The sequence below is a fragment of the Natronorubrum marinum genome (assembly GCF_052040125.1).
In the GTDB taxonomy this organism is placed as follows: domain Archaea; phylum Halobacteriota; class Halobacteria; order Halobacteriales; family Natrialbaceae; genus Natronorubrum.
The window spans coordinates 675367-701151 of the sequence record NZ_JBPPFV010000001.1 but is presented as its reverse complement, the minus strand read 5'-3'; the positions used below and the strand labels follow the sequence as shown (position 1 = coordinate 701151).

27 protein-coding genes are annotated in these 25785 nt (G+C 63.8%); 12 read left to right on the top strand and 15 right to left on the bottom strand.

Features of this window, described 5'->3' with window-relative positions; all coding sequences use genetic code 11:
- Window positions 1–12 precede the first annotated feature (12 nt).
- Both ACSFC5_RS03565 and ACSFC5_RS03560 read right to left on the bottom strand, forming a co-directional pair.
- Complete coding sequence (locus ACSFC5_RS03565) at window positions 13–831, bottom strand: class I SAM-dependent methyltransferase (protein ID WP_440763882.1); 819 nt, start codon at window positions 829–831, stop codon at window positions 13–15.
- 71 nt (window positions 832–902) lie between these two features.
- The gene (locus ACSFC5_RS03560) at window positions 903–1280 is read right to left on the bottom strand and encodes a hypothetical protein (protein ID WP_440763881.1); all 378 of its coding nucleotides are present in this window, start codon (window positions 1278–1280) and stop codon (window positions 903–905) included.
- Window positions 1281–1502: 222 nt separating this feature from the next.
- On the opposite strand from ACSFC5_RS03560, the gene ACSFC5_RS03555 reads away from it, so the two are divergent.
- Window positions 1503–1946 carry a hypothetical protein gene (locus tag ACSFC5_RS03555; RefSeq protein ID WP_440763880.1) on the top strand — a complete coding sequence of 148 codons (444 nt, stop codon included), beginning with the start codon at window positions 1503–1505 and terminating at the stop codon, window positions 1944–1946.
- Window positions 1947–1955: 9 nt separating this feature from the next.
- Complete coding sequence (locus tag ACSFC5_RS03550; RefSeq protein ID WP_440763879.1) at window positions 1956–2771, top strand: hypothetical protein; 816 nt, start codon at window positions 1956–1958, stop codon at window positions 2769–2771.
- Window positions 2772–2986: 215 nt separating this feature from the next.
- Here ACSFC5_RS03550 and ACSFC5_RS03545 read toward each other — a convergent pair whose 3' ends face one another.
- Both ACSFC5_RS03545 and ACSFC5_RS03540 read right to left on the bottom strand, forming a co-directional pair.
- Complete coding sequence (locus ACSFC5_RS03545; RefSeq protein ID WP_440763878.1) at window positions 2987–3859, bottom strand: deoxyribonuclease IV; 873 nt, start codon at window positions 3857–3859, stop codon at window positions 2987–2989.
- A gap of 193 nt (window positions 3860–4052) precedes the next feature.
- The gene (locus tag ACSFC5_RS03540; RefSeq protein ID WP_006090124.1) at window positions 4053–4247 is read right to left on the bottom strand and encodes a cold-shock protein; all 195 of its coding nucleotides are present in this window, start codon (window positions 4245–4247) and stop codon (window positions 4053–4055) included.
- 160 nt (window positions 4248–4407) lie between these two features.
- Here ACSFC5_RS03540 and ACSFC5_RS03535 point away from each other — a divergent pair, with 160 nt between their 5' ends.
- Window positions 4408–4719, top strand: a complete 312-nt coding sequence (locus ACSFC5_RS03535; protein ID WP_440763877.1) for a hypothetical protein — start codon at window positions 4408–4410, stop codon at window positions 4717–4719.
- A 199-nt stretch (window positions 4720–4918) separates the two neighbouring features.
- Entirely contained in the window at window positions 4919–6118 is a 1200-nt protein-coding gene (locus ACSFC5_RS03530) for a redox-regulated ATPase YchF (protein ID WP_440763876.1), read from the top strand.
- Window positions 6119–6411: 293 nt separating this feature from the next.
- On the opposite strand, the gene ACSFC5_RS03525 is transcribed toward ACSFC5_RS03530, so the two are convergent.
- From ACSFC5_RS03525 to ACSFC5_RS03510, 4 genes are all read right to left on the bottom strand, one after another.
- Window positions 6412–7182 (bottom strand): methyltransferase domain-containing protein, encoded by a 771-nt coding sequence (locus ACSFC5_RS03525; protein WP_440763875.1) that lies wholly within the window; start codon window positions 7180–7182, stop codon window positions 6412–6414.
- Between the two features lie 13 nt (window positions 7183–7195).
- Entirely contained in the window at window positions 7196–7798 is a 603-nt protein-coding gene (locus ACSFC5_RS03520; protein WP_440763874.1) for an OsmC family protein, read from the bottom strand.
- 230 nt (window positions 7799–8028) lie between these two features.
- Entirely contained in the window at window positions 8029–8838 is an 810-nt protein-coding gene (locus ACSFC5_RS03515) for a helix-turn-helix transcriptional regulator (RefSeq protein WP_440763873.1), read from the bottom strand.
- A gap of 328 nt (window positions 8839–9166) precedes the next feature.
- On the bottom strand, window positions 9167–9391 hold the full coding sequence (locus ACSFC5_RS03510) for a DUF8007 family protein (RefSeq protein WP_440763872.1): 225 nt from the start codon (window positions 9389–9391) through the stop codon (window positions 9167–9169).
- Window positions 9392–9564: 173 nt separating this feature from the next.
- On the opposite strand from ACSFC5_RS03510, the gene ACSFC5_RS03505 reads away from it, so the two are divergent.
- Complete coding sequence (locus ACSFC5_RS03505; RefSeq protein ID WP_440763871.1) at window positions 9565–10233, top strand: DUF8052 family protein; 669 nt, start codon at window positions 9565–9567, stop codon at window positions 10231–10233.
- A 120-nt stretch (window positions 10234–10353) separates the two neighbouring features.
- Here the strand turns inward: ACSFC5_RS03505 and ACSFC5_RS03500 are convergent, their stop codons facing one another.
- From ACSFC5_RS03500 to ACSFC5_RS03490, 3 genes are all read right to left on the bottom strand, one after another.
- Entirely contained in the window at window positions 10354–12216 is a 1863-nt protein-coding gene (locus tag ACSFC5_RS03500; RefSeq protein WP_440763870.1) for a carbon starvation CstA family protein, read from the bottom strand.
- Between the two features lie 171 nt (window positions 12217–12387).
- Window positions 12388–13362 carry an ArsA family ATPase gene (locus tag ACSFC5_RS03495; protein WP_440763869.1) on the bottom strand — a complete coding sequence of 325 codons (975 nt, stop codon included), beginning with the start codon at window positions 13360–13362 and terminating at the stop codon, window positions 12388–12390.
- A 3-nt stretch (window positions 13363–13365) separates the two neighbouring features.
- Complete coding sequence (locus tag ACSFC5_RS03490; RefSeq protein ID WP_006090117.1) at window positions 13366–13662, bottom strand: DUF7990 family protein; 297 nt, start codon at window positions 13660–13662, stop codon at window positions 13366–13368.
- A 114-nt stretch (window positions 13663–13776) separates the two neighbouring features.
- Between ACSFC5_RS03490 and ACSFC5_RS03485 the strand changes: the two genes are divergently transcribed.
- Window positions 13777–15126 carry a CobW family GTP-binding protein gene (locus ACSFC5_RS03485; protein WP_440763868.1) on the top strand — a complete coding sequence of 450 codons (1350 nt, stop codon included), beginning with the start codon at window positions 13777–13779 and terminating at the stop codon, window positions 15124–15126.
- Between the two features lie 49 nt (window positions 15127–15175).
- On the opposite strand, the gene ACSFC5_RS03480 is transcribed toward ACSFC5_RS03485, so the two are convergent.
- A complete protein-coding gene (locus ACSFC5_RS03480; RefSeq protein ID WP_440763867.1) occupies window positions 15176–15589 on the bottom strand; it encodes an SRPBCC family protein in 414 nt (137 codons plus the stop codon).
- Between the two features lie 104 nt (window positions 15590–15693).
- Between ACSFC5_RS03480 and ACSFC5_RS03475 the strand changes: the two genes are divergently transcribed.
- Together ACSFC5_RS03475 and ACSFC5_RS03470 are read left to right on the top strand one after the other, a co-directional pair.
- Window positions 15694–15918 (top strand): DUF8107 family protein, encoded by a 225-nt coding sequence (locus ACSFC5_RS03475; protein ID WP_440763866.1) that lies wholly within the window; start codon window positions 15694–15696, stop codon window positions 15916–15918.
- A 73-nt stretch (window positions 15919–15991) separates the two neighbouring features.
- Window positions 15992–17647, top strand: coding sequence for a spermidine synthase (locus ACSFC5_RS03470; RefSeq protein ID WP_440763865.1), 1656 nt, complete (start codon window positions 15992–15994; stop codon window positions 17645–17647).
- Window positions 17648–17682: 35 nt separating this feature from the next.
- Here the strand turns inward: ACSFC5_RS03470 and ACSFC5_RS03465 are convergent, their stop codons facing one another.
- The 3 genes from ACSFC5_RS03465 to ACSFC5_RS03455 form a co-directional block, all read right to left on the bottom strand.
- Entirely contained in the window at window positions 17683–18546 is an 864-nt protein-coding gene (locus ACSFC5_RS03465; RefSeq protein ID WP_440763864.1) for an SDR family oxidoreductase, read from the bottom strand.
- Between the two features lie 298 nt (window positions 18547–18844).
- On the bottom strand, window positions 18845–19270 hold the full coding sequence (locus tag ACSFC5_RS03460; protein ID WP_440763863.1) for a universal stress protein: 426 nt from the start codon (window positions 19268–19270) through the stop codon (window positions 18845–18847).
- A 129-nt stretch (window positions 19271–19399) separates the two neighbouring features.
- Window positions 19400–21070, bottom strand: coding sequence for an acetate--CoA ligase (locus tag ACSFC5_RS03455; RefSeq protein WP_440763862.1), 1671 nt, complete (start codon window positions 21068–21070; stop codon window positions 19400–19402).
- A gap of 127 nt (window positions 21071–21197) precedes the next feature.
- On the opposite strand from ACSFC5_RS03455, the gene pdhA reads away from it, so the two are divergent.
- The 4 genes from pdhA to ACSFC5_RS03435 all read left to right on the top strand — a co-directional run bounded on the left by pdhA (window position 21198) and on the right by ACSFC5_RS03435 (window position 25762).
- Window positions 21198–22331, top strand: a complete 1134-nt coding sequence (gene pdhA / locus ACSFC5_RS03450) for a pyruvate dehydrogenase (acetyl-transferring) E1 component subunit alpha (RefSeq protein ID WP_440763861.1) — start codon at window positions 21198–21200, stop codon at window positions 22329–22331.
- A gap of 77 nt (window positions 22332–22408) precedes the next feature.
- Window positions 22409–22918 carry a hypothetical protein gene (locus tag ACSFC5_RS03445; protein ID WP_440763860.1) on the top strand — a complete coding sequence of 170 codons (510 nt, stop codon included), beginning with the start codon at window positions 22409–22411 and terminating at the stop codon, window positions 22916–22918.
- A 113-nt stretch (window positions 22919–23031) separates the two neighbouring features.
- Window positions 23032–23967: a ferritin family protein gene (locus tag ACSFC5_RS03440; RefSeq protein ID WP_440763859.1), complete on the top strand. Its 936-nt coding sequence runs from the start codon at window positions 23032–23034 to the stop codon at window positions 23965–23967.
- 151 nt (window positions 23968–24118) lie between these two features.
- Window positions 24119–25762, top strand: coding sequence for a long-chain fatty acid--CoA ligase (locus tag ACSFC5_RS03435; RefSeq protein WP_440763858.1), 1644 nt, complete (start codon window positions 24119–24121; stop codon window positions 25760–25762).
- The last annotated feature ends 23 nt before the right edge of the window (window positions 25763–25785 follow it).

Sequence of the window (25785 nt, the reverse complement as noted above, 5' to 3'; positions counted from 1 at the left end):
GGATTCGTCGGGCTACGTGCGGCCGACGACGACGAAAAAGGGAACTGCCTCCTCGCGACGGTACTCCCGCGACTCCATCTGTTCGATCACGTCTCGGCCCATCTCCCGCCACGCGCTTCGGAGGTCGTCGTACCCCGACTCGGTCAACGCCCCCGAGAGCATCGTCTCGCGGTCGTCGGCCAGCCCCGCCCCGATCGCCTTCCGTCGGGCCGCGAGCAGCGCCCCCTCGCTATAGGGCGGTTCGACCGTTCGGACGTGATCGTACTGCCGGGTCTCACACACCTCGAGGCCCGCCGCCTCGAACACCTCGCGAGCGTCGGCGCCGAGCGCGACGTCGGTCGGGACGCCCGCGAGGTAGGCCCGTCGGGCCCGGCGCTCGAGTCGGTCCTCGCTCTCGACGCTCGAGTCGATCTCGACGGCGGCGTTGTCGGGTTCGACGGCCGCGACGAGGTCCGTAGAGACGCGGGCGAACTCCTCGAGCGCGGCGGCGGGATCGGGCAAGTTGATCAGCAGGGCCTGACAGACCACGAGATCGAAGGTGTCGTCGGGAAACGGTAGCTGGAGAGCGTCGCCACCGACGAACGGGATCGAGTCGCCGGTCGAATCGCGATCGGCGGCGGCCGCGAGGAGATCGAGATCCGCGTCGCAGCCGACCACCGTGGCGTCGTCGCCGGCCTCCTCGCGCAGGACGCGGCTCAGTTCGCCGGTACCGCAGCCGACGTCGAGGATTCGGGACCGGGTTTCGAGGGCGAGCGGCTCGAGGGCCTCGCGGCTATCGTCCCACATCCCCTCGCGGGTCCGCTCGAGGTAAGATTCGGAGAACTCGCGCACGATTCGAGGGACGAACGGGCCGAGTAAAAGCGGGTCGATTCGCGGTTCTGGCCGACGCTGCCGCAGATTAGTTATCGAGAATCGCTCCACAGGTCTCGAGCCACGGCAACGAGCAGAACGAGTCCGATGAGGATCATCGACCCCTGTGCGACCGCAGCGACGGTCGACTCGACCGATCCGCCGGTCAGCAGCGCGATCACGTCCGGGATCCCGCGGGCGGACCCCAACACGCCGAGCAGTGCAAGCGCGCCGATGCCGTAGATGGCGAGCCGTTGGCGATCCGTTTGCCAACCGACGACGCCAAGCAGCGCGATGGCAACGCCGAAGACGGCCGGAATAAGCGCCGTGACGCTCGCGAAGTCCGAAAGCACGTAGGCACCAATACCCAGGGCAACGAGGGCGATTCCGAGTCCAATACCGAGTGTGGGCGTCCTACCAGGAGAGCTCATATTCGACCGTTAGTGACGGCGAATCCTATACCTTCCCCTGACAGTCGCGAACGCGATACCGACCGCGAACGCGAGCGGCCACGGGTCGTGCCCCTCGCCGCCCGCAACGGCACTGCACTCGTTCGCTCCACTCGCTCGAGTGGCGCAGTTCGATCCAACACGTCAGGTTCGACGACGGACCCCCGTCGATTTTTCAGGTGTCTCGGCGTAGTCGCGGGAGAGATGGGTTCGCCGAGCCAGACGCCGGCCGCACAGCGCCACTCCGTAGAGCCGACAGCTATCGTCTACCCGCTTGGCCTCTGGATAGTGATGGCCGTTCTTGCCGTCATTAACGGAATCTTCAGGGAGACGGTAATCATCCCGCGGGTCGGAGAGTATTCCGGTCATCTACTCAGCACGGCCCTTCTGGTCGTCGCGATTCTCGCCGTTTCGGCCGGCTACTTCGCGTACACGGCGATCGACTACACTCGAACGGAACGACTGCTCGTCGGAATGATCTGGGTCGTGTTGACGGTCGGCTTCGAGTTCCTCGTCGGCTACCTCGAGGGTGTTCCGGTCAGCGAGACCGTCGCGCAGTACGACGTGTTCGGCGGGCAGGTCTGGATCGTCGTCCCGCTGACGTTACTCGTCGCACCGCTGCTCTTCGGCGCGTATTTCGCTCGATAGTGATCTCGTATGAACGCCTCACCGAACCGTTGGGAGGTTGCATCCTCGGTAGCGATCCTCGCGCTCGCGAGCACGTCGTGCCTTCTCGGGTTGTTTCGGGACGGTCACTACGCCGAGCCCGCAGGGGAACTGCTGCGAATACACGCACAGGACGCCGTCGTCCTCGTAATCGGCGTTCCCGTGCTCGCGATCAGCCTACTGTACGCGACGCGCGGGTCGGTACGTGGTCGCGTCGCGTGGCTCGGCTCGCTCGCGTTCATGACGTACATGTGGACGCATTACGCGTTCGTCGTCGCGTACAACGAGTTCTTCCTCGGCTACGTCGCGCTCTTCGCCCTCTCGACGTTTACGCTGATCAGCGGCTCCGCCAGAACTGACGCGGCCGCACTCGGCGAGGCAGCACGTGGTGCGCTGCCGGTACGCGTCTACGCGGGCTTCCTCGCGATCGCCGCGGTCGGACTCGCCGCCATGTGGCTGTCGGACATCCTTCCCGCTCTCGGTGCGGGGACGCTTCCGTCGGCGATCGAGCAACTCGGCGCCGAAGCCGCATACACGTACGTCGTCGATCTCGGCGTTCTCGTCCCCGCCCTCGCCATCAGCGCCCGCTGGCTCTGGCGGGAGCGGCGGTGGGGGTACGTGTTCGCCGGCGCGTTACTCGTGTTCGCCGCGCTCGTCGCACCGGTACTGACTGCGATTACGGTAGTGGATCTTTACGGCGGGATCGAGATCTCGGCGCCCATCCTCGTCGGAACGATCGTACCGCCGCTTCTCGGTGTCGTATTCGCGGGCACGTATCTCGCTATACTTCCGTCAGATGCATCGTAACCCGGCGATAGGAGATGTATTCGAATCTCGAGACGCTTACGTGGCTCGCAGTTCGCGGCTCCGCCGCTCACTCCGAGTCGCTTAGCTCACGGCTCACTTCGCTCCCCGCTCACCATACCGAGATTCTCGTTCGCTTCGCTCCCCGCTCACGGCTCACGGCTCACGCCGTTCGCGTTTTCGCGGTTCTCGCTCGCAGTGCTCGCTCCGAACCGCGCTCACTCCGAATCTCGCAGCTCTTTCACCTTCTCGATGTTCCACGCGAAGCCGCGGCCGTCCTCGGTCGGCGTCTCGAGCGCAAAGGGCAGCTCACGCAGATCCGGGTGGTTCACGATCGCCCGCATCCCGTCCTCGCCGATGTAGCCCTCGCCGACGTGGGCGTGTTCGTCCTTGTGGGTGCCGACGTCGTGTTTCGAGTCGTTGAGGTGGATGTACTTCAGGTACTCGAGGCCGACCTCGTCGTCGAACCGTCCCACGGTTTCGTCGACCGCTTCGGGTGTCGTCAGATCGTTGCCCGCGACCAGCGTGTGGGCAGTGTCGATACAGATGCCGATCTCGGTCTCGGTGCGGTCGATGATCCCCGCGAGGTGTTCGAACTCGCCGCCGAGTTTCGTCCCGCTGCCCGCGTCGGACTCGATGAGGATCTCGACGCCCTCTGGCACGTCGAGTTCGTCGATCAGACTCGCCGCGTTGTCGAGGCCGCCCTCGACGCCGGCTCCGGTGTGCGCGCCGAGGTGGACGTTGACGTACGGAATGTCGAGGCGCTCGGCCGCGTCGAGCTCAGCCTGCATGCTCTCCTTGGACTTCCGTCGGAGATCGTCTTTGGGCGTACAGAGGTTGACCAGGTACGACGAGTGGATCACCCACGGCCCCTCGAGTTGTTCGTCGGTCTCTTCTCGAAATCCTTCGGCGGCCTCGTCGCTGAGTTCGGGCTGGGCCCAGACCTGCGGGGAGGTCGTAAAGACCTGGCCGCAGTTGCCGCCGAAGGCGAGCTGTCGGTGAACCGCGTTCCGCATGTCGTCGTACGGCGGTGTTTCGTCGTCGGACGAGACGCGCGAGCCGGAGATCGAGACGTGTGCGCCGACTTTCATGGACTCCCGTCAGTACCGATTCGTGATAGGGATACTGATTTCGGCGTCGAGGACGACCGCCGCGCGTCCGACTCTCGCAGCCGGTGCTGACCACCGGGCACGACTCGAGCGCCGGAGTCACCAGTGGCTGGAGTGTAGCGGTGCGAAAAATGATATAGTAGTCAACGTCGCCTATGGCGACGTGAAACCGATATTATAGACGCTCGACGTTCGTCGCGCGCGGACCCTTGGGGGCCTGTTCGATATCGAATTCGATCTCTGTGCCTTCCTCGAGGTCCGGACCGCCAACGTCTTCCATGTGGAAGAAAACGTCATCGTCCGCATCGTCCGTCTCAATGAAACCGTAGCCGCCTGTGTCGTTGAAGAAATCAACCTTACCGTTTGCCATTACAACCAAACGTAGGGACGGTCCCCGGATAAGGGTTGCGAGGGTCGTGGTACCACGGTTGGGGGACGCCGACAGGGAGTCCGCGGGAACGACACCGTCTCCGTCGTTCACCGCCACCGACATCTTCAACACGTGTCGATACGTTGTCGAACCGAGACTAATGAGCATTCCCGAGACGCTCGGACTCTCGAGTGCGACGCTCGGTGCTGTCTTCGTAACAGCCTGGATCGTTGCGATCGGCGTCGCACTGTACCGATACGACCGCGAGCGGATTACCCGACGAGAACTGTCTCTGGCCAGCGGTGGCGCGCTCATGTGGCTCGCGTGGAGTCTTCTTCAGGTCGTCACCGCCTTCAGTGGCGCCGTGGCCACAGCAATCGACCTGCTGAGTCTCGGACTCTTCGTCACCGGCGTCGGACTGTTGGTCCACTGGTGGCGCATCCGAGAGACGGACGGGAGCGAGCGGCTCTAACCGAGCACTGGAGACGAGAACGGCTCTGACCGAATACCGGGGACACGGCAGTACGGAGAGTACCAAACAATGCGACGGCGGCGCCGGGGAGCGACGGTCTCGAACGATGCGCGACCAACCCAGTTCCGTGCTACGCACACCCATCACACGGCGAGAGCGGAAGGAAACCCGTTTAGTGACCCCGCTCGTGGGACGGACAATGAGTACGAGTTACCGGATCGGACTCGTCGGCAAACCCTCCGTCGGCAAGTCCTCCTTCTTCAATGCGGCGACGATGAACGACGTCCCCGAAGGCGCCTACCCCTTCACGACCATCGACCCCAGCGTGGGCGAGGCCTACGTCCGCGTCGAGTGTGCGGCTCCCGAGTTCGACGAGGAGTGTACCCCGAACGTCGGCTACTGCGACCACGGCACCCGCTTCGTCCCGACGAAACTCGTCGACGTCGCCGGGCTGATCCCCGGCGCTCACGAGGGCAACGGTCTCGGGAACCAGTTCCTCTCGGACTTGAACGAAACCGACGTACTCGTCCACGTCGTCGACTTCTCCGGCGAGACCGACCTCGAGGGCGAACCCACCGAGGGCCACGACCCGCGCAAGGATATCGCTTTCTTGGAGGAGGAACTCGACCAGTGGTATCTCGGCGTTCTCGAGAAGGGGATCGACCGCTACGCCTCCGGCTACACGACCGAAGACGACGCCATCGAGGAGGAACTCGCCGTCCAGATGAGCGCGTTCAAGACCAACGAGGACGAGATCAAGCGACTCATCCGACGTACGGACGTCGGCTTCGAGCCCGAGGAGTGGGAGGACGACGACAAACTCGAGTTGGCCCGCGAGATCCGCAAGGAGACCAAACCGATGGTCATCGCGGCGAACAAGATGGACACGCCCGAAGCCCAGGACAACTACGAGGAGATCACGAGCGATCCGGAGTACGAACACCTGACGATCGTTCCCTGTAGCGCCCACGCCGAGAAGGCCCTGAAGTCGGCAGACAAGGCCGGCGTCGTCGATTACCGACCCGGCGACGAGGACTTCGATATCGTCGGAGACATCTCGGACGAGCAAGAACAGGGGTTAGAGCAGATCCGCGACTTCCTCTCCGCGTACGGCGCGAGCGGCGTGCAGGCGGCCATCGAGACCGCACTGTTCGACGTCCTCGAGGTGACGCCGGTGTTCCCCGGCGGCGCGAACGGCCTCGGAAACGAACGCGGCGAGGTGCTCCCCGACTGTTATCTGATCCCGCCGAACTCGACCGCGGAGGACTTCGCGTACAGCCTCCACTCCGATATCGGCGACGGCTTCCTCCACGCGATCGATTGCCGGTCGAACCGACAGCTCGGGAAAGATTACGAGGTCGAGTCGCGGGACGTGATCGAAGTCATCACGACGAACTGACGGCGTCGTCGATTAGGAGGTGGAAGTACAGATTCGTTGTTCAGGGTTGACCGTGAAAATCGCGTTCAGTACAGGAGACCTATTTGTCCGTCTCGTCTCCGTCGGCGTAGAGTTCGTGGAGACCGAATACATCGACGGAGTCGTGCGAAAATCGCTCGAGATCGAGTCGATCCGTCTCGATGCGTTCTGGGAACATACTGTACTGCCCATGCCGAAAGCAATAATTGTGGTATCGAGCTGTCCCAACGCTGGTGTAGAGTTGGTGTCTCTCCCTCGTTCCCATCATGTTTGTGTTAGTGTTTACGAGCACACAGGGAGATGCTCTTGACACCGTACGTCTGACACGCGTTCATCGCCTGGTCGGAGATGAACTCGTACTCGGTGTTCTCCCGAACCTCCATGCGGTCGAAGCCGGCAGTTTCGATGAACGACGTGTAGCTATCGACCTGTTCGGCACCACCGATACAGGCTGCCCAGAGGTCCGCGTCGGTCTTGATGCTCTCGGGCAACTGCCGTTCGCTGATGATGTCCGACAGTGCGAGGCGCCCGTTCGGCCGCAGCACGCGGTAGACTTCCTCGAACACTCGGTCTTTTTCCGCCGAGAGATTGATCACGCCGTTCGAGATCACGGCGTCGAACGATTCGTCCTCGAACGGGAGGTCTTCGATGTAGCCCTGGCGGAAGCTGACATTGTGGAAGCCGTTGTCCGCGGCGAGATCGGTGGCCTTCTCGATTTGCTGAGGCGTCATGTCCACACCGGTCACCGATCCGGTCTCGGTGACGTTCATCGCGGCATAGAAGGCGTCCATCCCGGATCCGCTGCCGAGATCGAGTACGTCCTCCCGTGGTTCGAGAGCCGCCATCTCGAAGGCGTAGCCGACGCCTGCGAACGAGTCGATCGCCTCGTCGGGAACGTAAGTGAGGGTCTCCGAATCGTAGCCGAGGCGTTCGGCGAGGTGTTGGCCCGTCTCGAAGTGGAACTCCGCATCGGCGGACTCCGCGACGTCACGGTACATCGACTTGACCTCGCGCTCGAGTTTATCCGTATCGAGTGATTTACTCATTACTGAACACCTGTTAGTCGTCGCCCGTTACCTCAACAGGCGTATTGATGGTCATGTTGACGTCCTGAACGAGCGAAACGAACGTGTAGACTGGTGCTCGTCGCGCCCACTCGTCGACGAGATCATTGTCGAGGTCTTCACCGTCGATCTCGATCTCCGCGGTCACGTTTTCGAAGACCGAGTCGGACTCTTTGAGCTCCTCGAGACCGAAGAGGACCGCTGGATCGAACTCGGTCCGTACGCGAGTCTGGAGTTGCTCGATGTCGACGCCGTTAGCGACGGCATTGATGGTGATACCGACGTTGATGCAGGCGGCCAGCGCCGACAGCGCGACTTCGATCGGTTCCATCCGATCCGTCGCACTGACCCATCCACCAGCGTCCAGCACCTCCTTCCAACCGCCGTAGGGAAGGGTGTACTCGCGCGTCTCGCGTGCGATCGTTTCGCCTCCGAGTTCGTAGCTATCGATCTTCGCCAAGCTGTGGGCGCACGTCCCTTCGTAGGTCGCGGAGGCTCCAAGGCCGAGTTGGACTGCGTCAGGCCGTTCAGCTGCGTGTTCGGCGAACTCCTCGAGTGTTTCGAGGTCTATCCCGTGGGTGACTTGCTCAGTTGTCATGATTTTATCGCCCCTCTGCAAACGAGACTACGGACTGGAGATTGTTGTAGCCATTTCGTGCCATTTCGGCAGGCACAGCTGTATTTTCAGCCCTTGAAGAAGCGTCAACGGCTGCAGTTCAGAAACGGGTGTGACGTAGATCCGCCTTTTTCAACTAGTTCGGTCAGTAGCCCGAAATAGCGGAGCAACGAGCGGTCAGAAACGGAGTCCACATTCACGCCGGTGAATCGTTACCCGAGGATTCGTTGGTGTTCGAGCGGTCGGGCCTCGGCCTTATATGTAGTGTACACCGATCTCGCCCACTCACGTGCCGCCGGTGCATCGGTGTCGATTACCACCTCCACTCCTGCTCTGTCGGGATCGTAGTCATTCACAGCGATTCGATCGTCGAAGAAACTGAGCCCGTAGGAGGGCACATCATCGTGGACGAGTGGATTCAGATTGCCGCTTTCGAGGATGTCAGCGCAGAGTTCGGGATACGTCGAGAGGACGTACCTGGCAGCGTTCGGTGGATTAATAATTTCAGCCCGCATTCCGTTCAGGATCCGCCGACGGAATTCCTCCCGACAGGGCTCGAGCAAGGCGAGATCGACCCCGAGGAACCGAAACTGATCGGCCTTCTGGAGCAGCGATCTGAATCGTCCAACCGGACGGTACGGCGCATCGTGGTCGGCGACAGTCACCGTCGTCTCTGAACTCGTCTCGATCGTGAATTCGATAACATCATCCGGAAGCCAGTGCCAAACGTCACGTAACTTCCGCTCGGCTTCGACTCGTTCGAGCAGGTCCTCCGTTCCGGAGGCGATACTCACACCCAGACTCGTCGCCTCGAACTGGTATCCCTCTTTACGGATCCAGCTTCGGTCTTCAAATTCGGCTAGCGTCCGTCGGATGGTCGACGACGAAACCCCGGTCAGCTCACAGAGTTCAGAGCGACTCCGTGGTCGTTCGGTTAGCGCGACGAGCGTCGGGACGCGATGTTCGGACCGGGTTAGATACGAAACATCCCCAATCGGTGAGTCCCGCCGGTGGTGTTTCATGTTAACGTGCCTCTTGGGAAGAGTACGTAAACAACTGTAAAAACGATTGTGACCCGGAATCCATCATATTCCTTCCACGGAACACAGTATATTACAGAACGCTAATTTCCGAACGTATCCCTATACGAGACCCTTTGCGGGTAGAGTTGCTCCGTCAAGTAGTTCATCGTACGGTTGATTCCGGCCCCCAATATGGCTCGAGTGCGGCTGTAATACGAGTCCTCGATTGTTACTTCAGCAAGAGAATCAGAGATATGCCGTACACGGTGAAGGTAAAATGGACTACTAGAAGGGAGCACTGCTATCGTCGGTCAACGCCGTCCCGCGCTTACTGCCGCCAGATCAACCGCTGTGCTGCGTCGTCGAGCCGACTCGAGACGCCCGAAAGCCAGGCGCTCGGCGAGAACGTTCGTAACTGGTCGTCGTCGACTTCGATTCGGTGCTCGCCGTACGGATCGCGGTCGGCCCGCTCCTCGGCGGACCGGTTTGCGTTCGCGACCTCGGTGGCGACCGACATCGAACAGCGGCCGCACGCTTCGCGGTCTTTGGCCATAGTGGTCCATATTGGCGGTGCGGAGTCTTAAGTACTGTCACGGAGGCGCCAACCCGCAGAGCGGTGCCGACGGACTTTTGGAGTCGTCGTGCCATCGAGCCACATGGACCGGCCACGCGCCGAGTCGCCATCCCTCGGCTGGCACCCTCTGAACGATCGAACCGGTGACCGATATGAGTGATCACACGCGCGGCCCCGACGACGGCGAGACCGCCGGAGAGCCACTCGAGACCGAACCGTCGAGTTCGGACGCCGAAACGCCCCCGAACGAGACGCTCGAGGGCGTCCCTGACTGGGACGACGAGTACGTCGATCGGGTGAGCGACCGACTCATGCACAACTACGACCTCGAGAAGGACTACACGGTCGAGGGCGAGACGTTCACGCTGTACGGACAGATGGCGCTCTCGAGCAAGAAACACTTCCTCCACCCCGCGCTGTCGCTGGCCGAACACGAGTCCACCGAACACCTGTTCGTCAGGCGGGTCGACCGCGTCGACGACCGGACGCTCGACCGGTTCGTCGATCTGGGCGAGCGGCTGGCCGACGAGTGGATCGATCCCGACGAGGAACACTTCTCGACGGACTTTACGTTTGTCGCGGTTGCGCCCTCGATCCCCGACGAGATCCGCGACCGCGTCAAGGGATTCGACGGCCGAACGCTGCTGAGGTACGGCTACCACGGCCACTACGAGATCAACCTGGCCGTCGTCTCCCCCGAGAGCGAGGCGCTGTCCGCGAGCGAGAACGCCGACGTCGCGACGGCCTTCCGGCTCTGGGACCCGATCGAGCGCGAGGAGCCCGGTATTCTCGATCTGATCTCACGACGGTTACAGCTGTAGCCGCGGCCGACACGGCGAGTCGTCTGTGTTGCTTCGAACCCGCGCGACGAGCGTTCGCAGTCGCTCTGACTCGAGTCAAAAAAGCAAAGTCGCAATCGAAATCGCGACGCCGAGTCGCGATCAGTCGTCCGAACTCACGTCGGCTGCAACGCCGTCACCGGTCTCTCGAGCCGTCTGCATGTTGTCGTAGCCGATCTTGAACAACGACAGCGCGAGGTAGATGAGGACGACGATGATCACGAGTTGGGCGACCGCCGACACCTGCCCGATCAGTCCCGTCTCTGCGTCGGCGGTGATACCGAGCAGCCGACCCCCGAGGATCTGATAGAGTCCGACCCAGCTGAGACCGATAACCGTGATGAAGCCCATCAACACCATCGGACCGCCGGTCGAAATCAGCTGCTTGGATTTACTCCAGTTGGCCAGCCAGACGGTACCGGATAGCAGCGCCAGCGACGCCAGCAGCTGGTTCGCACCGCCGAAGAGCGTCCAGAGATCCTCCCATCGACCGCTACCGAGCAGGAAGAACGCCGCGACAGCGATGACCGTCGTGTTGACGTAGCGGTTCGCCGCGTACTCTTCGACGGGCGTCTCCGGCGTACCGACGATCTCCTCTAACATGTACCGGCCCAGTCGCACGGCCGTGTCCATGCTCGTCAGCAGGAAACTCGCGAGCACGAGCGCCATGAACGGCGCGGCGTACTCGAACGGAATGCCGAGCGCGGTGAGCATCGCCCCGCCGCCGGTCGCGAAGTTCGGCAACGCGAGCCCGATCCCGCCACTCGCCGCGGGAATCGCGACGATCGTCACCGCACAGAGGGCGACTGCCGCGAGCAGTCCCTCAGCAAGCATCCCGCCGTAGCCGATTAGCTTGGCGTCGGTTTCCTTGTTCAATTGCTTCGACGTCGTTCCCGAGGACACCAGCGAGTGGAAGCCGCTGATGGTTCCGCACGCGATGGTGAGGAACAGGAGCGGGAACAACGGCATGAGCGGAAGCGCTTCCGCGAGCGGCCCGCTCTGACCGAGGAAGCCGTACCAGGCCCCGGTCGCGATGTCGAAACTCAGTTGATTCCCGGTGTCGGGGTGGACCGCGTCGGTCCCCATTCCGGTGATGAACGTCCCGACGATGACCGCCAGCAGGCTCCCGCCGACCCCCGTGTACAGGAGGAACGACGAGAGGTAGTCGCGCGGCTGCAACAACATCCACACCGGCAGGATGCTCGCAGCGGCCCCGTACAGGAGGATTACCAGCACCCACGCGCCGATGTTCGTGCTGCCGAGCAGTTCCGGGAAGAACAGCGCCGACTCGAGCAGAACGATCGTTCCCTCGGGATACTCGCCGGGGACGAGCGCGAGCGGGTACTGGATGCCGACCCAGACCGACGCGAAGACGCCCGCGACGAAGACGACCGTCCCAACGGAGAACGGCAGTCCCAGCTGGTACAGCCACAACCCGAAGACGAACGCGAGCGTGATGTACAGCAAGCTCGCGGTCGCCGCCGACGGATACGCGTTCAGCACGACCCCGATGACGAGTGCGAACACCGCCACGACGAGGATCGTCAGCAAGAACGCGAACCACAGGAGCATGTTCTTGCCCCGTTCACCGACGTACTCGCCGATGATGTAGCCGATCGACTTCCCCTCGTGTCGAAGGCTGCTCGACAGCGAGATGAAGTCGTGAACCGCGCCCATCAGCGGGTTCCCGATCGCGACCCACAGCACGGCCGGCACCCAGCCCCAGACCAGTGCGGCCGTGATCGGCCCGACGACGGGTGCGCCGCCCGCGATACTCGAATAGTGATGCCCCAGTAGCACCGGTTTCTTCGCCGGTACGTACTCCTGTCCGTCTTGGTACTTGTGTGCTGGCGTCTCCCGACTGTCGTCTAATCCCACGAACTGTGAGAGGTACCGACCGTACCCGATGTACGCGACGGTAAACGTCGTCAGCACCAGTGCCACGATCCAGATTACACCTGCCATGGTATTGTCTCCCTAACCGTGTGTCGAACGGGAGCACTATAAATATAATTTATTGTGGTTTGTTTTACCCCTGATCATATGCCCAGTTGCCGCCGCGAACGGCGGTTGCTGTAAGACAAGCAGACACTCCGTTCAGCGATAAGGGTTCGATCGTGAAATCGACCGGCCTCCTTAGCTCGGCCGCGGTCGGTCATCGCCAACCGAAATCTCGAGTTCGCCGGCGACGTCCTCGAGTATACTCCCTCGAACCTCCGCGACGCGCGTCTCGATGGTCGCGACGACCGGCGTGTCGAACTCCCGTTCGATGTACTCGAGGCGCTCGCGTTCCGTTTCGACCCGGTCGCGGAGATAGGTCGCGCCGCGGCCCTCTTCGTGGGGATCCGGCTCGGGCGTCAGCCGGTTGACGACGAGCCCGCGCACGGGCAGGTCGGCCTCGCCGAGCGTCTCGAGCGACCGGGCGGTTTCCCGAATCGAGAGCTCGTCGGGATTGAGGACGAGGTAGAAGGCGGCGTCCTCGCGGAGCACCTCGCCGGCGAACTCGAAGCGTTCTTTGCGCCCCTGCAGGCGCGCGAGGATCGGATCCCCCTCCATCACCCGCCGGGGCTCCTGATTGCCGATCGCGGCCTTCTCGAAGAGATCGATGCTACGTTCGCGTTTGTCCATCAGCCGATCGATCCAGCGCTCGAGGAGTTCCGGCAGGGCGAGCAGGCGGAGCGTCGACCCGGTCGGCGAAGTGTCGAAGACGACTCGGTCGTAGGGGTCTGCGTTCCGCATGACCTCGACGAACCGGTCGAAGAGGGCGGCCTCGTAGGCCCCCGGCGTCTGGTGGGCCATCTCGAGTTGGATGTCGACTTCGTTGACCATCGCGGCGCTCAGCTGTGAGTCGAGCTGTCGGCGCAGGTCCATCAGGTGGTCCTGGACCTCCTGTTCCGGATCGATTTCCATCGCCGAGAGCCCGTCGTACCCCTCGACGGGCTGGGGCTCGTCGCTGAACTCCTGATCGAAGACGTCGGCCGTGCTGTGGGCCGGGTCCGTCGAAACGACGAGCGTTTCGAGTCCGGCCTCGACGCACTCGAGGGCGTAGGCGCTCGAGACGGTCGTCTTGCCGACGCCGCCCTTGCCGCCGAAGAAGGTGAACGTTGCCATCGGTCAGAAGTGGTACTGGTGGCCCTTGCGCTCGATCACGGATTGGCGGTCCCACATGCGCCGCTCCCAGGCCTGATACTCGTCCTCGAGGTAGGGCAGCAGTTCGGCGGTGTAGTAGGAGACGGGACTCGGAATGCCGAAGGCGTCGGGGAAACACGCCAACATGAACGCATCCTCCGTGTCTTCGGCCTCGGCCTCGATCTTCTCGTAGGCCGGATGCGTGAACATCCCGTGAAAGAGCCCGCGAAGCCACTCCTCGAGTGTCTCCCGGAACGACGCGATCCGATCGGCAAGTGTCATCGTCGGTCATGCTCGGGCCCGGAGGCAAAAAGCTGTCGCGTCGGACACCCCCTTTGCGGGGTGTATCGGCCACAACACGACGCTTCTTGACCCTCGAGTCACAACCTCTCGGGTATGTCATCCGAATCCGGCGGCATTCCCGTCACCGTACTCTCGGGAAATCTCGGCGCGGGCAAGACGACGCTCCTCAATCACCTGCTGAGCAAGGCGGGCGAGCGCGACCTCGCCGTCCTGGTCAACGACATGGGCGAAGTCAACGTCGACGCCGAACTGGTCGCCGAGGGCTCCGATCTCGATCTCGAGGACGGCGTCGCCGAGCTCTCGAACGGCTGTATCTGCTGTGAACTGCAGGACGACCTCGAGACCGCCGTCGTGCGACTCGCCCGCGAGCGCGACTTCGATCACCTGCTCGTCGAGTCCTCGGGCATCTCGGAGCCCGAACCGGTCGCGCGGCTGTTTACGACCACCTCTCGAGTGGCAGCCAGCTACGAGATCGACGCGCTCGTGACCGTCCTCGACACGCGGCGCTTTCTCGACTGCTTCGCCGGCGACGAGGTGCCCGAACGGCAAGGGGCAGTCGGTGACGAAGGCGACGAAACGCGCCCGCTCTCGGATCTGATGATCGAGCAACTCGAGGTTTCGAACCTCGTCTTACTCAACAAGACCGATCTCTGTTCGGCCGCGGAACTCGAGGAGGCCGAAGCCCTGGTCCGCGCGCTCCAGCCCGAGGCTGAGATCGTCCGCACGGAGTTCAGTGCCGTCGATCCCGACCGCGTGCTCGGCATCGGCCTCTTCGATCCGGATCGGATGGGAGAGATCGCCGGCTGGCAGCGCGCACTGGCGGACGAAGGCGAGGGTGATGACGACGAGCGCGGCGAGGACGGACACAGTCATAGCCACGACCACGGCGATGGACGCGACAAAAACGAGCACGGCCACGACCACGGTCACAGCAACGACGAGCACGGCCACGACCACGGTCACAGCGACGACGGGCACGACCACGACCACCGCCATCCCGACGAGGTCTACGGCGTCGACTCCGTCGTCTTTCGCGCGCGACGGCCGTTCCACCCCGAACGGTTTGCGTCGTTCCTCCGGGAGCTTCCCGACGGGATCGTCCGCTCGAAGGGAGCCGCGTGGATCGCCGGACGCGACGTCAGAATCGACATCTCCCACGCCGGCCCGTCCGTCCGCGCGAGCACCAACGGCCCGTGGATCGCCGCCCTCCCGGAGACACAACGGGACCTCTACCGCTCTAACCGACCGAACCTCGAGTGGCACGACGAACACGGCGACCGACGGACGGAACTGGTCTTCATCGGCACCGAGACCGACGAGGATCGGCTCGAGGTGGCACTCGAGGACTGTCTCGTCACGGACGAGGAGTGGGGTGAGGAGACCGACCTCGAGAATCCGTTCCCGAGCGACGACGGAAAGGACGTAGCGCTACGAGAGCCCTGATCGGCTTCGTGCGACGAGAGCCCCGATCGGGTCCGGCGGACGCGGTTTATTAGACGTCGCCGAACTCCTCGGCGAGCGCGTCGAGCGCCCGTTTCAATTCGCCCTTTCGTTTCCAGGCGGCCAGCCGATCCCCGAACGGCAGCGGTGCGGCGAGCGAGACCGACGACCGAATCGTGACCCGCGTGCCGTCGGGCGCGTCTTCGAGGTCGATCCACGTCTCCATGTGGGAGAACGGCCCCTGCTCGCCCTCCTGCGTGTAGTAGATCGATTCGTCGCGATCCTCGAACCGCAGCGGCAGTTGCATGCCGGGGCCGCTGGCGACCACGACCGTTGCGTCCCCGTCCTTGCCGATTGTCTCGACGGTGAAACTCCCCTCAGCTTCAACGATCGTCGGCGGATCGAGCCACCGGGCTACCACGACCGGCGACGCGTTGACGACTCGAGAGACCGTCACCTCGCGCATACCGGCCACCTTCGCGGGAACCGATATAAATGCCCGTGTCGCCGAGTACGCGAGGGGGTTCCGACAGGGAAACGGATAAGTGGGCGACGTTCGCGTATTCAGCCATGACAGACCCCGACGCCGAGCCGGACGGGTTGACGGAGGGACTCGAGTCCTCGGAGGGCGACCCGCGCGTGCTGGTGGCGATGAACGCGGTGCTGTCGACGCTGTTCGCCGCCATGTTCGTCTGGGGTGCGGACCTCGTCGGAGCCCTCGAGTTCGGCGTCGCGACCGTCGCGGTCGTCGCGGTTGCCGTGTTCGTACTCACGCACGTTGTCACGCGGCCGTGATGGGACCCCCGCAGGGCGTCGGACCGCTACCGAGGCGACAAGTACTCACGGCGGGACCTATTCCGGTCGGGTAATGGACGTGCGGACCGCCGCGAACTACCGACCCACGAAACCCGAACTCGCCGTCTTCGTCTCGGGGGTCACCAGCATGGGTCTCGAGATTCTGGCCGTCCGACTCATCGCCCCCCAGTTCGGCAGCCACATCTACACCGTCGGCGGGATTCTGACCGTCGTACTCGCCGCATTGAGCGTCGGCTACTGGCAGGGCGGGAAGCGAGCCAGCACAGCGACGAACCGGGAGATGTCGTGGCTGTTGCTCGGGACCGCAGTGTACGTCGCGGTCGTGATCTACGCGAGCGACTTCCTCCTGCGGTATACCGCGACGCTCGCGCTGCCGCCGCGGTACGCCGCGCTCCCGGCGGCGATCATCCTCTTCGGCCCGCCGACGTACCTGCTCGGCTTCATCAGCCCCTACGCCGCGGAGCTCTCGCAGAAGCGCGGCACCGGCGAGGCGTCGGGACACGTCTACGCGCTGGGGACGATCGGCAGCATCCTCGGCTCGGCGGCGACCACGTTCGTCCTCATCCCCGAACTGAGTATCGACGGCATCGGCCTCCTGTTCGGACTCGTCCTCGTCGGGACGGCGTTCGCACTCAACGTCCCCTCGCTCTCGCGGAAACCCGTCCTCGCAAGCGTCGTCGTCGTTCTCTTGCTCGTCGCGGCGACCGGTGCCGGGCCGGTCGCGGTCGACCACCGCGGCGACGTCGTCTACCAGACTCAAACGGCCTACCAGCAACTCGAGGTCGTCGACGACGGCGACGAACGGACGCTGTACTTAGACGGCGCGCGACACAGTGCGGTAGACCTCGAGGATCCCGACCGACACGTCTTCGAGTACACGACCTACTTCCACCTGCCGATGCTCATGACCGACGACGTCGAGGACGTCGATAACGTCCTGTTCATCGGGGGCGGAGGCTACAGCGGCCCGCAGGATTTCGAGGAACAGTACGACGTCGACATCGACGTGGTCGAGATCGATCCCGAGGTCACCGACGCCGCCGAGGACTACTTCGGCCTCGAGCACGACGAGAACATGACCTCACACGTCTACGACGGGCGGCAGTTCCTCCAGAACACCGACGAAACCTACGACCTGATCGTCCTCGACGCCTACAAACAGAATCAGGTCCCCTTCCACCTGACCACCGTGGAGTTTATGGACCTCGTGAGCGAGCGACTGACGGACGACGGCATCTTCCACGCCAACGTCATCTCCGCACCGAACGGACCCGCCGCCGAGTTCTACCACGCCCAGCAGAACACGATGGACGAGGCCTTCGGCGACACGTACGCCTTCCGTACGTCGGACTCGAGTGCCATCCAGAACATTCAGATCGTGGGGACGAACGACGCGACTGCGTTCTCCGAGGCAGACCTCCAAGAGCGCAACGACGACCGCGAACTGAGCGTCGACCTTGCGGATCAGATCGACAACCATTTGGGCGATCCCGACCCCGACGCGCCGATCCTCCGGGACGACCGCGGCGAGGTCGACAGCTTGCTCGATCCGATGCTGGGCCAGCGGTACGTCGTCGAAGAAACCAGCAGTAGCGGCGCGACTGCCGGCGAACCGGCCAACGTGGCGCCGTCGATCGTACTCGATTCGGTTCCGGTCGCGCTCAAGGCCGAGGTCGCGTCGACCGACGCGTCCGAACTCCTGTCGTAGCTGACTCGTTTCGAGGTGAGAACGGGCGATGACCGTCACTCAGGACGACTGTACTCCGGATCGAACAACTGCGCCGATCCGGGCGCCGGATCGCCCTCGGTGAGGTTGTACCGCGAGAAATCGTTCACGCCCGCTTCTCGAAGCACGTCCTCGTCGTAAACGGCGTTTCCGGTGAACTCGGCCGGATCGCGACCGAGAATCTCGAGGACGGTGTCGCTGACGATCTCGGGCGTCCGCCAGTCGTCTTCGGTCCCCATCCCGAAGTACCGCGTCGCGCGGGTATCGATCGCCGTTACTGGCCAGAACGTGTTACAGCCGACGTCGTCGCCGCCGAGTTCGCTCGCCAGCGTGAGCGTGACGAACGACATGCCGAGTTTCGACCACGCGTACGGACCCGATCCGGGGGAGCGGTCGATGCCGACCGGCGGCGAGTTCGTGAGCAACCAGGCGTTCTCGACTTCCCGGAGGTGGTCAGCGAAGGCTCTCGAGGTCAGGTACGTCCCCCGAACGTTGACGTCCGTCAGGAGGTCGAACCGCTTGGGCGGGAGGTCTTCGACGGACGCGAGCTGGATCGCGCTCGCGTTGTTGATGACGATGTTGACCTCCCCGAACTCGTCGATCGCGCGCTCGGCCGCCGCCTCGACGGCCGCTTCGTCCCGGACGTCGAGCTTGATCGACAGCGCGTCGACGCCCCGTTCTTCTGCCTCGCGAGCCGTCTGCTCGATCGACCCCTCGAGGTCGCGGTCTTCGTAATCGTCGTCTTCCTCGCTCGTCTTGCCCGTCGAGACGATGTTGCAGCCCTGTTCCGCAAGGGCGAGTGCGATCGACTTGCCGATACCGCGGGTCGTTCCCGTAATAAACGCCGTCTGGCCGGAGAGATCCGGTTTCTCGAGTGCCATACGCACACATTGACCGTCCAACGGATAAGCGTCAGCAAACGGGCAGGAGAGACGACGATTCGGCACAAACCGAACCGAGACGCCGTCGAGACACCATCACTGTCTCGTCGAACGGTGAACGGCGACCGGTCGATAAACTAGTGAGCGCGATAGCAAATCGGTAGACGACACGACGGCATCGGCTGAACGCGAGTCGAATCCGCGCCCGAACTCGAGCCGACGCCATCGGACAGTCCGGCGGCTCGTGGGTCGAACAGCCGAATTACGGAATCGAGCGGAGAAACAGCGGCGTGCCGGTTTAGTCCTGCCCGCCGCCCGTCACGACGACCGGCCGATCGGTCTCGAGGATGACCGACTGCGTGACGCTGCCGAACACCGCCTTGCCGACCGGCGAGCGCTTCCGGCCGCCGAGCACGATCGAGTCGACGTCGTACTCTCGGGCCGTCTCGAGGATGTCGCCCCCGTCGGCGCCGCCGCTTTTTTCGAGGACGGTGACGTCGACCGAGGCCTCCTCGAGTCGCTCCCTTGCGCGTCGAACGGACCCGATACGGGAGGCCGACTTGAACTGCTCGAACTCCTTGGGCAGGTCCGCACTCTCCTCGTCGAAGATGAACAGAATGTGCGCTTCGACCGATTGCGCTGCATCCGGTAGCGAGGCGACGTACGTCGCCTGTTTGATCGCCCGACTCTCGTTTGTGTCGACGGGGAGTAGCACGCGGTGCATAGGCTGGTGTTCACACAGTGGACTCATAAAACCGACTTTGACTGCCGGTTCGTTGGAACCGGCGTAGCCGGGACGTTCCACGAGGAGCCTCGAGTCGATGAGTCCGAGTGGTGATGACCGCCGACCGCCTCAGTCGTCGGTTCCGTCCGAGGGAGTTTCGCGATTTCGGAGCGATCGGCGCTGGATCTTGCCGGTGGTCGTCGTCGGGAGTTCCTCGACGAACTCGATGTGCTGTGGGTACTCGTACTCGGCGAGGCGCTCTCGAACGAGGTCGCGAATCTCCTCGCGCAGTTGGGCCGGGTCGTAGTCGGCAGTCGCGGGCTGGACGTACGCCTTGATCGCCTCGCCACGAGTCTCGTCCGGGACGCCGACGACGCCCGCCTGTTCGGCGTCGGGATGGTGAAGGATGGCCTCCTCGACCTCCATCGGGCCGACGCGGTAGCCGCTCGTGAGGATCACGTCGTCGGTCCGGGAGACGAACCAGAAATACCCTTCGTCGTCGCGTTTCACGAGGTCGCCGGTGCGGAACCACCCGTCCTCCGTCTGCTTCTCGGCCGTCTTCTCCGGCAGTTTCCAGTACTCGTCGAAGAAGACGCGTCGGTCCCCCGGCTTCACCGCGAGTTCGCCCACCTCGCCGGTCTCGAGTGCTTCGTCGCTGTCGGGGTCGATGACGCGAACCTCGTAGCCGGGGAACGGCTTCCCCATGCTCCCAGGCCGAGTGTCGAACCAGAGATCCGAGTTGCCGACGACGAGGTTGAGTTCGGTCTGGCCGTAGAAGTCGTTGATCGCGACGCTCTCGAAGGTGGCGTCGACCCAATTGACGACTTCGGACGTGAGGGGTTCGCCCGCCGAGGCGAACGTCTCGAGCGAGAGGTCGAACCGGTCCTCGGGGTCGTCGACGGACATCAGCATCCGGAGCGCGGTCGGTGGCATGAACGCCTTGTCCACCTCGTGTCGCGCCATGAGGTCGTAGGCCGCCTCGGGATCGAACCCGTCGCGCGGCCAGCCGACGATCGTACAGCCGTGGTGCCACGCCGCGAAGAGCGTGCCGCCAAGCGCGGCCCCCCAGGCCCAGTCGGCCGGCGTCCAGAGAGTCGTCTCACCCGGTTCGAGCCCCTGATCGAAGTAGTTGTACGCCGCCGCGGCCCGGCCGAGCCAGAGGGCGTGGCTGTGGCGGACGCCCTTCGGCGGTCCCGTCGAGCCGCTCGTGTACATGATCGCCGTCGGGGTCTCCGGCGTCGCGTCGTAGACGTCGAGACCGGGCTCGTGAGCCTCGAGCAGGTCATCGAAGGCGTAGGCGTCCCCCGAGACCGACTTCCCGGTGCCGAGTTCGATCACGTGCTCGAGGTCGGGACACTCGTCTCGAATCTCGTCGATCGTCTCGCGCACGCTCGGATCGACGAACACGGCGGTGGCCTCGCTGTCGGCGAGTCGATACTGCAACGCGTCCCGACCGAAGAGTACCGTGAGCGGGACGGAGACGGCACCAATCTTCCAGTTCGCCAGATGGCTGATCGGATTCTCCGGTTTCTGCGGAACGACGACGCCGACGCGGTCGCCCGCCTCGACGCCGAGGTCGGCGAGCGCGGCCGCGATCCGATCAGATCGATCGTCGAGGTCGTCGAAGGAGTAGGTCTCGAGGCCGTCGTCGGGATCCTCGTATCGGAGCGCCGTCCGACTCGTGTCGTCGTGTTTCCGGAGGAAATCGATGGCGGGGTTGAACGCGTCGGGGAGGTCCCACTCGAACTCCGCTCGCGCCTGCGTGTAGTCCTCGAACGTCGGCATCACCGTCCAGGTCATACACTGGCATACTGGGGCCAGCACATAGCGTTTTTCGCCACGCTCCTGTCAGTGACCGTTCCCATCGGTTTCCGACTGCAGTTCCGGCACGAGTACCGTTATGTAGTCCGAACCCCACGGTGCAGGCATGTCAGAAGACGCCCTCGAGCACGCCGTTCTCGAGCGAGCGCCGGACGATCGGATTCGGGTGCTCGACGCCGACGGGGCCGTCGTCGCACCGGACCTCGAACCGGATCTCGAGGACGAGACGCTGCTCGGAATGTACCGCGATATGCGCTTTTCCCGGCGGTTCGACGAGCGGATGATCAGCCTCCAGCGACAGGGGCGGATGGGGACGTACTCCTCGCTGGCCGGTCAGGAGGGCTCACAGATCGGGTCGACCTACGCGCTCGCGGACGACGACATGATTTCCTACCAGTATCGGGAACACGGCGCGCTCGTCGCGCGGGAGTTGCCTTGGGAGTACCTGCTGTACTGGATGGGTCACGAGGACGGCAACGCGGCGATCGACGAGATCGACATCTTCCCGCTGAACATCTCGATCGGCGCACACCTCCCCCAGGCGGTCGGCTGGTCGTGGGCCGCGAAACTGAACAACGACGAACGCGTGAGCCTCGTCCACTTCGGCGACGGGTCGACGTCAGAAGGCGACTTCCACGAGGCGATGAACTTCGCCGGCGTCTTCGATACGCCCACGATCTTCTTCTGTAACAACAACCAGTGGGCGATTTCGATTCCGCGAGAGAGACAGACGGCCAGCGCCACCTTGGCGCAGAAGGCCGACGCCTACGGCTTCGCGGGCGTGCAGGTCGACGGGATGGATCCGCTGGCGAGCTACGTCGTCACGAAAGCCGCGCGGGAGAAGGCGCTCGAGACCGACGGCGAACGGGTACGGCCGACGCTGATCGAGGCCGTCCAGTACCGCTACGGCGCGCACACGACGGCCGACGATCCGTCGGTCTACCGCGACGACGAGGAGGTCGAGCGCTGGCGCGACCGGGATCCGATCGATCGGTTCGACGCCTACCTGCGCGGCCGCGACCTGCTCGACGACGAGCGAATCGAGTCGATCGAGTCCGAAATCGACGCGACCCTCGAGCGCCTGATCGACCGCGCGGAGGGCGCCGATAGCGACGTCGACCCCCGGGAGATGTTCGAGTACGTGTACGCGGAACCGACGCCGCGACTCGAGGAACAGCGAGCGGATCTCGAAGCGTTGCGCGAACGTCACGGTGACGAAGAATTACTCGATTACGAATGAATTTGACAGTTCGCGTATAAAGTGAACACTGAGACAGGCCAACGACTACCCGGGTGTCCTCGACAGTCGTAGATACGATGCAACTCGAGCAGCCGACTCAAAGCCAGAGCCGGACGGCCGGCTGGAGTGGAACGATTCCCAGCGCGGTCGACGCGCGGGTCCTCGGTCTCGTCGTCGTCACCGCGGGGCTCGCGGCGTCGGTGAACGTCCCCTACGGCGGGCTGCCGGTGGCGCTCGTCGCGTTCGTCGCGCTCGTGGGTGCGGGCGTCGCCGTCCACGTTCTCGGCGAACGAAAGCTGCGGCGGATCACCGACGGGCTCGTCGAGCGGTGGGTCGCCGCCGGCGGTCAGATCGACGACGTCACCCGCTCGTCGGACGGCATGCGAACGGAGTGGACGGTTCACACCCCCGACGGCGAGATCACCGTCGGCGGAATTGCACTGGTCCCGGTCGCCCAGCTGTCCGTCGAATGGCAAGGCGTCGGCGACACGATGGCCGCCAGCGAGGCGGAAGCAAATATCGACGCGCTCGCCGAGAGCCTCTACGCGGAGATCTTCGAAATCGGCTCGGCACCCCAGCAGACGTAGTTCACGGGCCGTCGTTCGAGGGCGAAGACGACGCCAGTGTGTGATACCAACGACTCGTTCTCTCAGTTTCTGGTGAAGAGCAGTTTTAGTAGCCGCGCCGACTAGTTTGGGTCATGGCAACGGACTACACACCGTCCGAGCTGATGAATCGGGAGTCACGATCGAACCGATACTACCGGAACGCCGTCGAACGGCACTGGGATCCCGGCGAGATCGACCTCGAACAAGATGTGAAAAACCTCCTCGAGTACATCGAGGGCACCGAGGACTACGACGCCCGGGCGTGGGACCGAACGCTGAACGGTATCGCGAAGTTCGGGGCGGGTGAGGACGCCGTCACCGAGGATCTCGCGCCGCTGGCGACGGTACTCGAGGACATCGACGATCAGCTGTTCCTGACGACCCAACTCTACGAGGAGGCCAAACACGCCGACTTCTTCGACCGCTACTGGCGCGAGGTGATCTGGACGGTGGAGGACGAACTCGGCTGGGAGCGGTCGAACCCCCGCGACGAGAAGTGGTTCAACGATCCCTACATCGAGCTGTTCGACCGAAACAAGAAGGCGCAGGATCGGCTGCTCGAGGACGACACCCCGGAGAACCGCGCGAAGGCGTACTGCCACTACCACCTCACCGTCGAGGGAATCCTCGCCCAGACGGGCTATTACGGGATGCAGACCTCCTACGGCGGCGAGTTCGAGGAACTGCCGTACCTGCCGGGGCTGGTCGAGGGCTTCACGAAGATCAGAAGCGACGAGGGACGCCACGTCGGCTTCGGCATGAATCAGCTCAAGACGCTCATCCGCGAAGAGGGCGTCGACCCCGAACTGATCGAGGGGACGGTCAACGAACTGCTGCCGCTCGTCCAGGGCATCACCGAGGACGACCGGTTCCAGCCCGACCCCGGCGAGGAGCGCGTCGGTCTGCAGGATGGAGAGCTTGCAGCCTACGCCGTCGACAAGCACACCGATCGGATGCGCCAGATCACCGACGCCGCGGCCGACATTCCCGACGTCGACGAGCTAGTGCGACTCGAGGGCGACGACTGACGGTCGGGAAGGTGGTCCGATAGCGGTCGGGAAGGTGCTTCGAGACGGTCAGAGAGATGTTTCGATACCGGTTCGGAAAGGGTTTGACGAAGCGTACTGAGAGACGGTCGGCCGAACAGTTAACTGTCTGATCGTAATATTTGCCCCAGCCATGATGGGTATCCAGTTAACACTTGACAAGCATCTCGAGCGCGCGGTCGACCTGTTCCCCGACCGGGAGTTGGTGACGAAACTCCCCGACGGGAGTACGCACCGGTACACGTACGCCGACGCCTACGGGCGGATCTGTCAGCTCGCGCACGCGCTCGACGAACTGGGACTCGAGGCGGGCGCGCGAGTCGGCGTGGTCGCGACGAACCACTACCGGCACTTCGAACTGTACTTCGGGCCGGCCTGCACCGGGCGGTCGATCCACATGTGTAACATGCGGCTGCCCGACCACCACTTCGTTCACACCATCGACGACGCCGAGGACGAGGTGCTCTTCGTCGATCCGGCCTTCGTCGAGAAAGTCGAGGCGAACGCCGACGAATTCGAAAGCGTCGAGCAGTACGTCGTCCTCGAGAGCGAGGAGGCGGGTCCGGAGACCGACCTCGAGCCGGTGATCGACTACGAGTCGCTGCTCTCCGGCCACCCCACCGAGTACGACTGGCCCAACATCGATGAGGACACGGAGTACGGCATGTGCCACACGTCGGGGACGACGGGACTTCCGAAGGGCGTTCCCTACACCCACCGGGCGATGTACCTCCACAGCGTCGTGGGCGGCCATGTCGACGCCAACGCGATCGGCGAGCGCGACACCGTGCTCCCGGTCGTCCCGATGTTCCACGCCAACGGCTGGGGGATCCCCTACGGCGCGACGTTCGTCGGCGCGAAGCAGGTGTTTCCCTCAGTTCACACCGACCCCGAGTCGATCGCCCACCTGATCGACGAGGAGGCGGTGACGTTCTCCGCCGCCGTCCCGACCATCTGGCTCGAGATGGCCGAGTACTTGGACGAGAATCCCGAGGTCGACATCTCGAACATCGATCGGCTGACGGTCGGCGGCTCCGCGCCGCCGGAGTCGCTCATCCGCCGGTACGACGAGGAGTACGACGCGCCGATCCTCCAGGGCTGGGGGATGACCGAGACGTCGCCGCTGGGCACGCTCAGCACGCTCCGAAAGGAGGTTGCGGAGTTGCCGGATGAGGAGCAGTACGAGTACCGCGCGATGGCCGGATTCCCGGTGCCCGGAATGCAGGTCCGCGTGATCGGCGATGACGGGGAGGAGGTCCCGCGGGACGGCGAGACGATGGGCGAACTCGAGGTTCGCAGCCCCTGGGTGACTGACCACTACCACAACCGTCCCGAGGAGAACGAACACGCGTTCACGGCGGACGGCTATCTTCGGACGGGAGACGTCGCCGTGCGGAACGAACTGGGCTATATCGACGTCGTCGACCGCGACACGGACATGATCAAGTCCGGCGGCGAGTGGATCTCCTCCGTGCAACTCGAAAACGAACTCATGGCCCACGAGCGCGTCGCGGAGGCCACGGTCGTCGCGGTCGAACACGAACGCTGGCAGGAACGGCCCCTCGCAATCGTCGTTCCAACGGGGACCGGGGAGCTCACAGCGGACGACCTCGAGAGCCACCTCGCCGAGACGTTCCCGGACTGGTGGCTCCCCGACGCCTACGAGTTTATCGAGGAGATTCCCAAGACCTCGACCGGGAAGTTCGACAAGAAACGGCTGCGGGATCGGTTCGATACCGTGCTCGAGGCAGACGACGGGGAAGAGGCTGAACCTTAAGTCCGATCACACGGTCGTTGGGG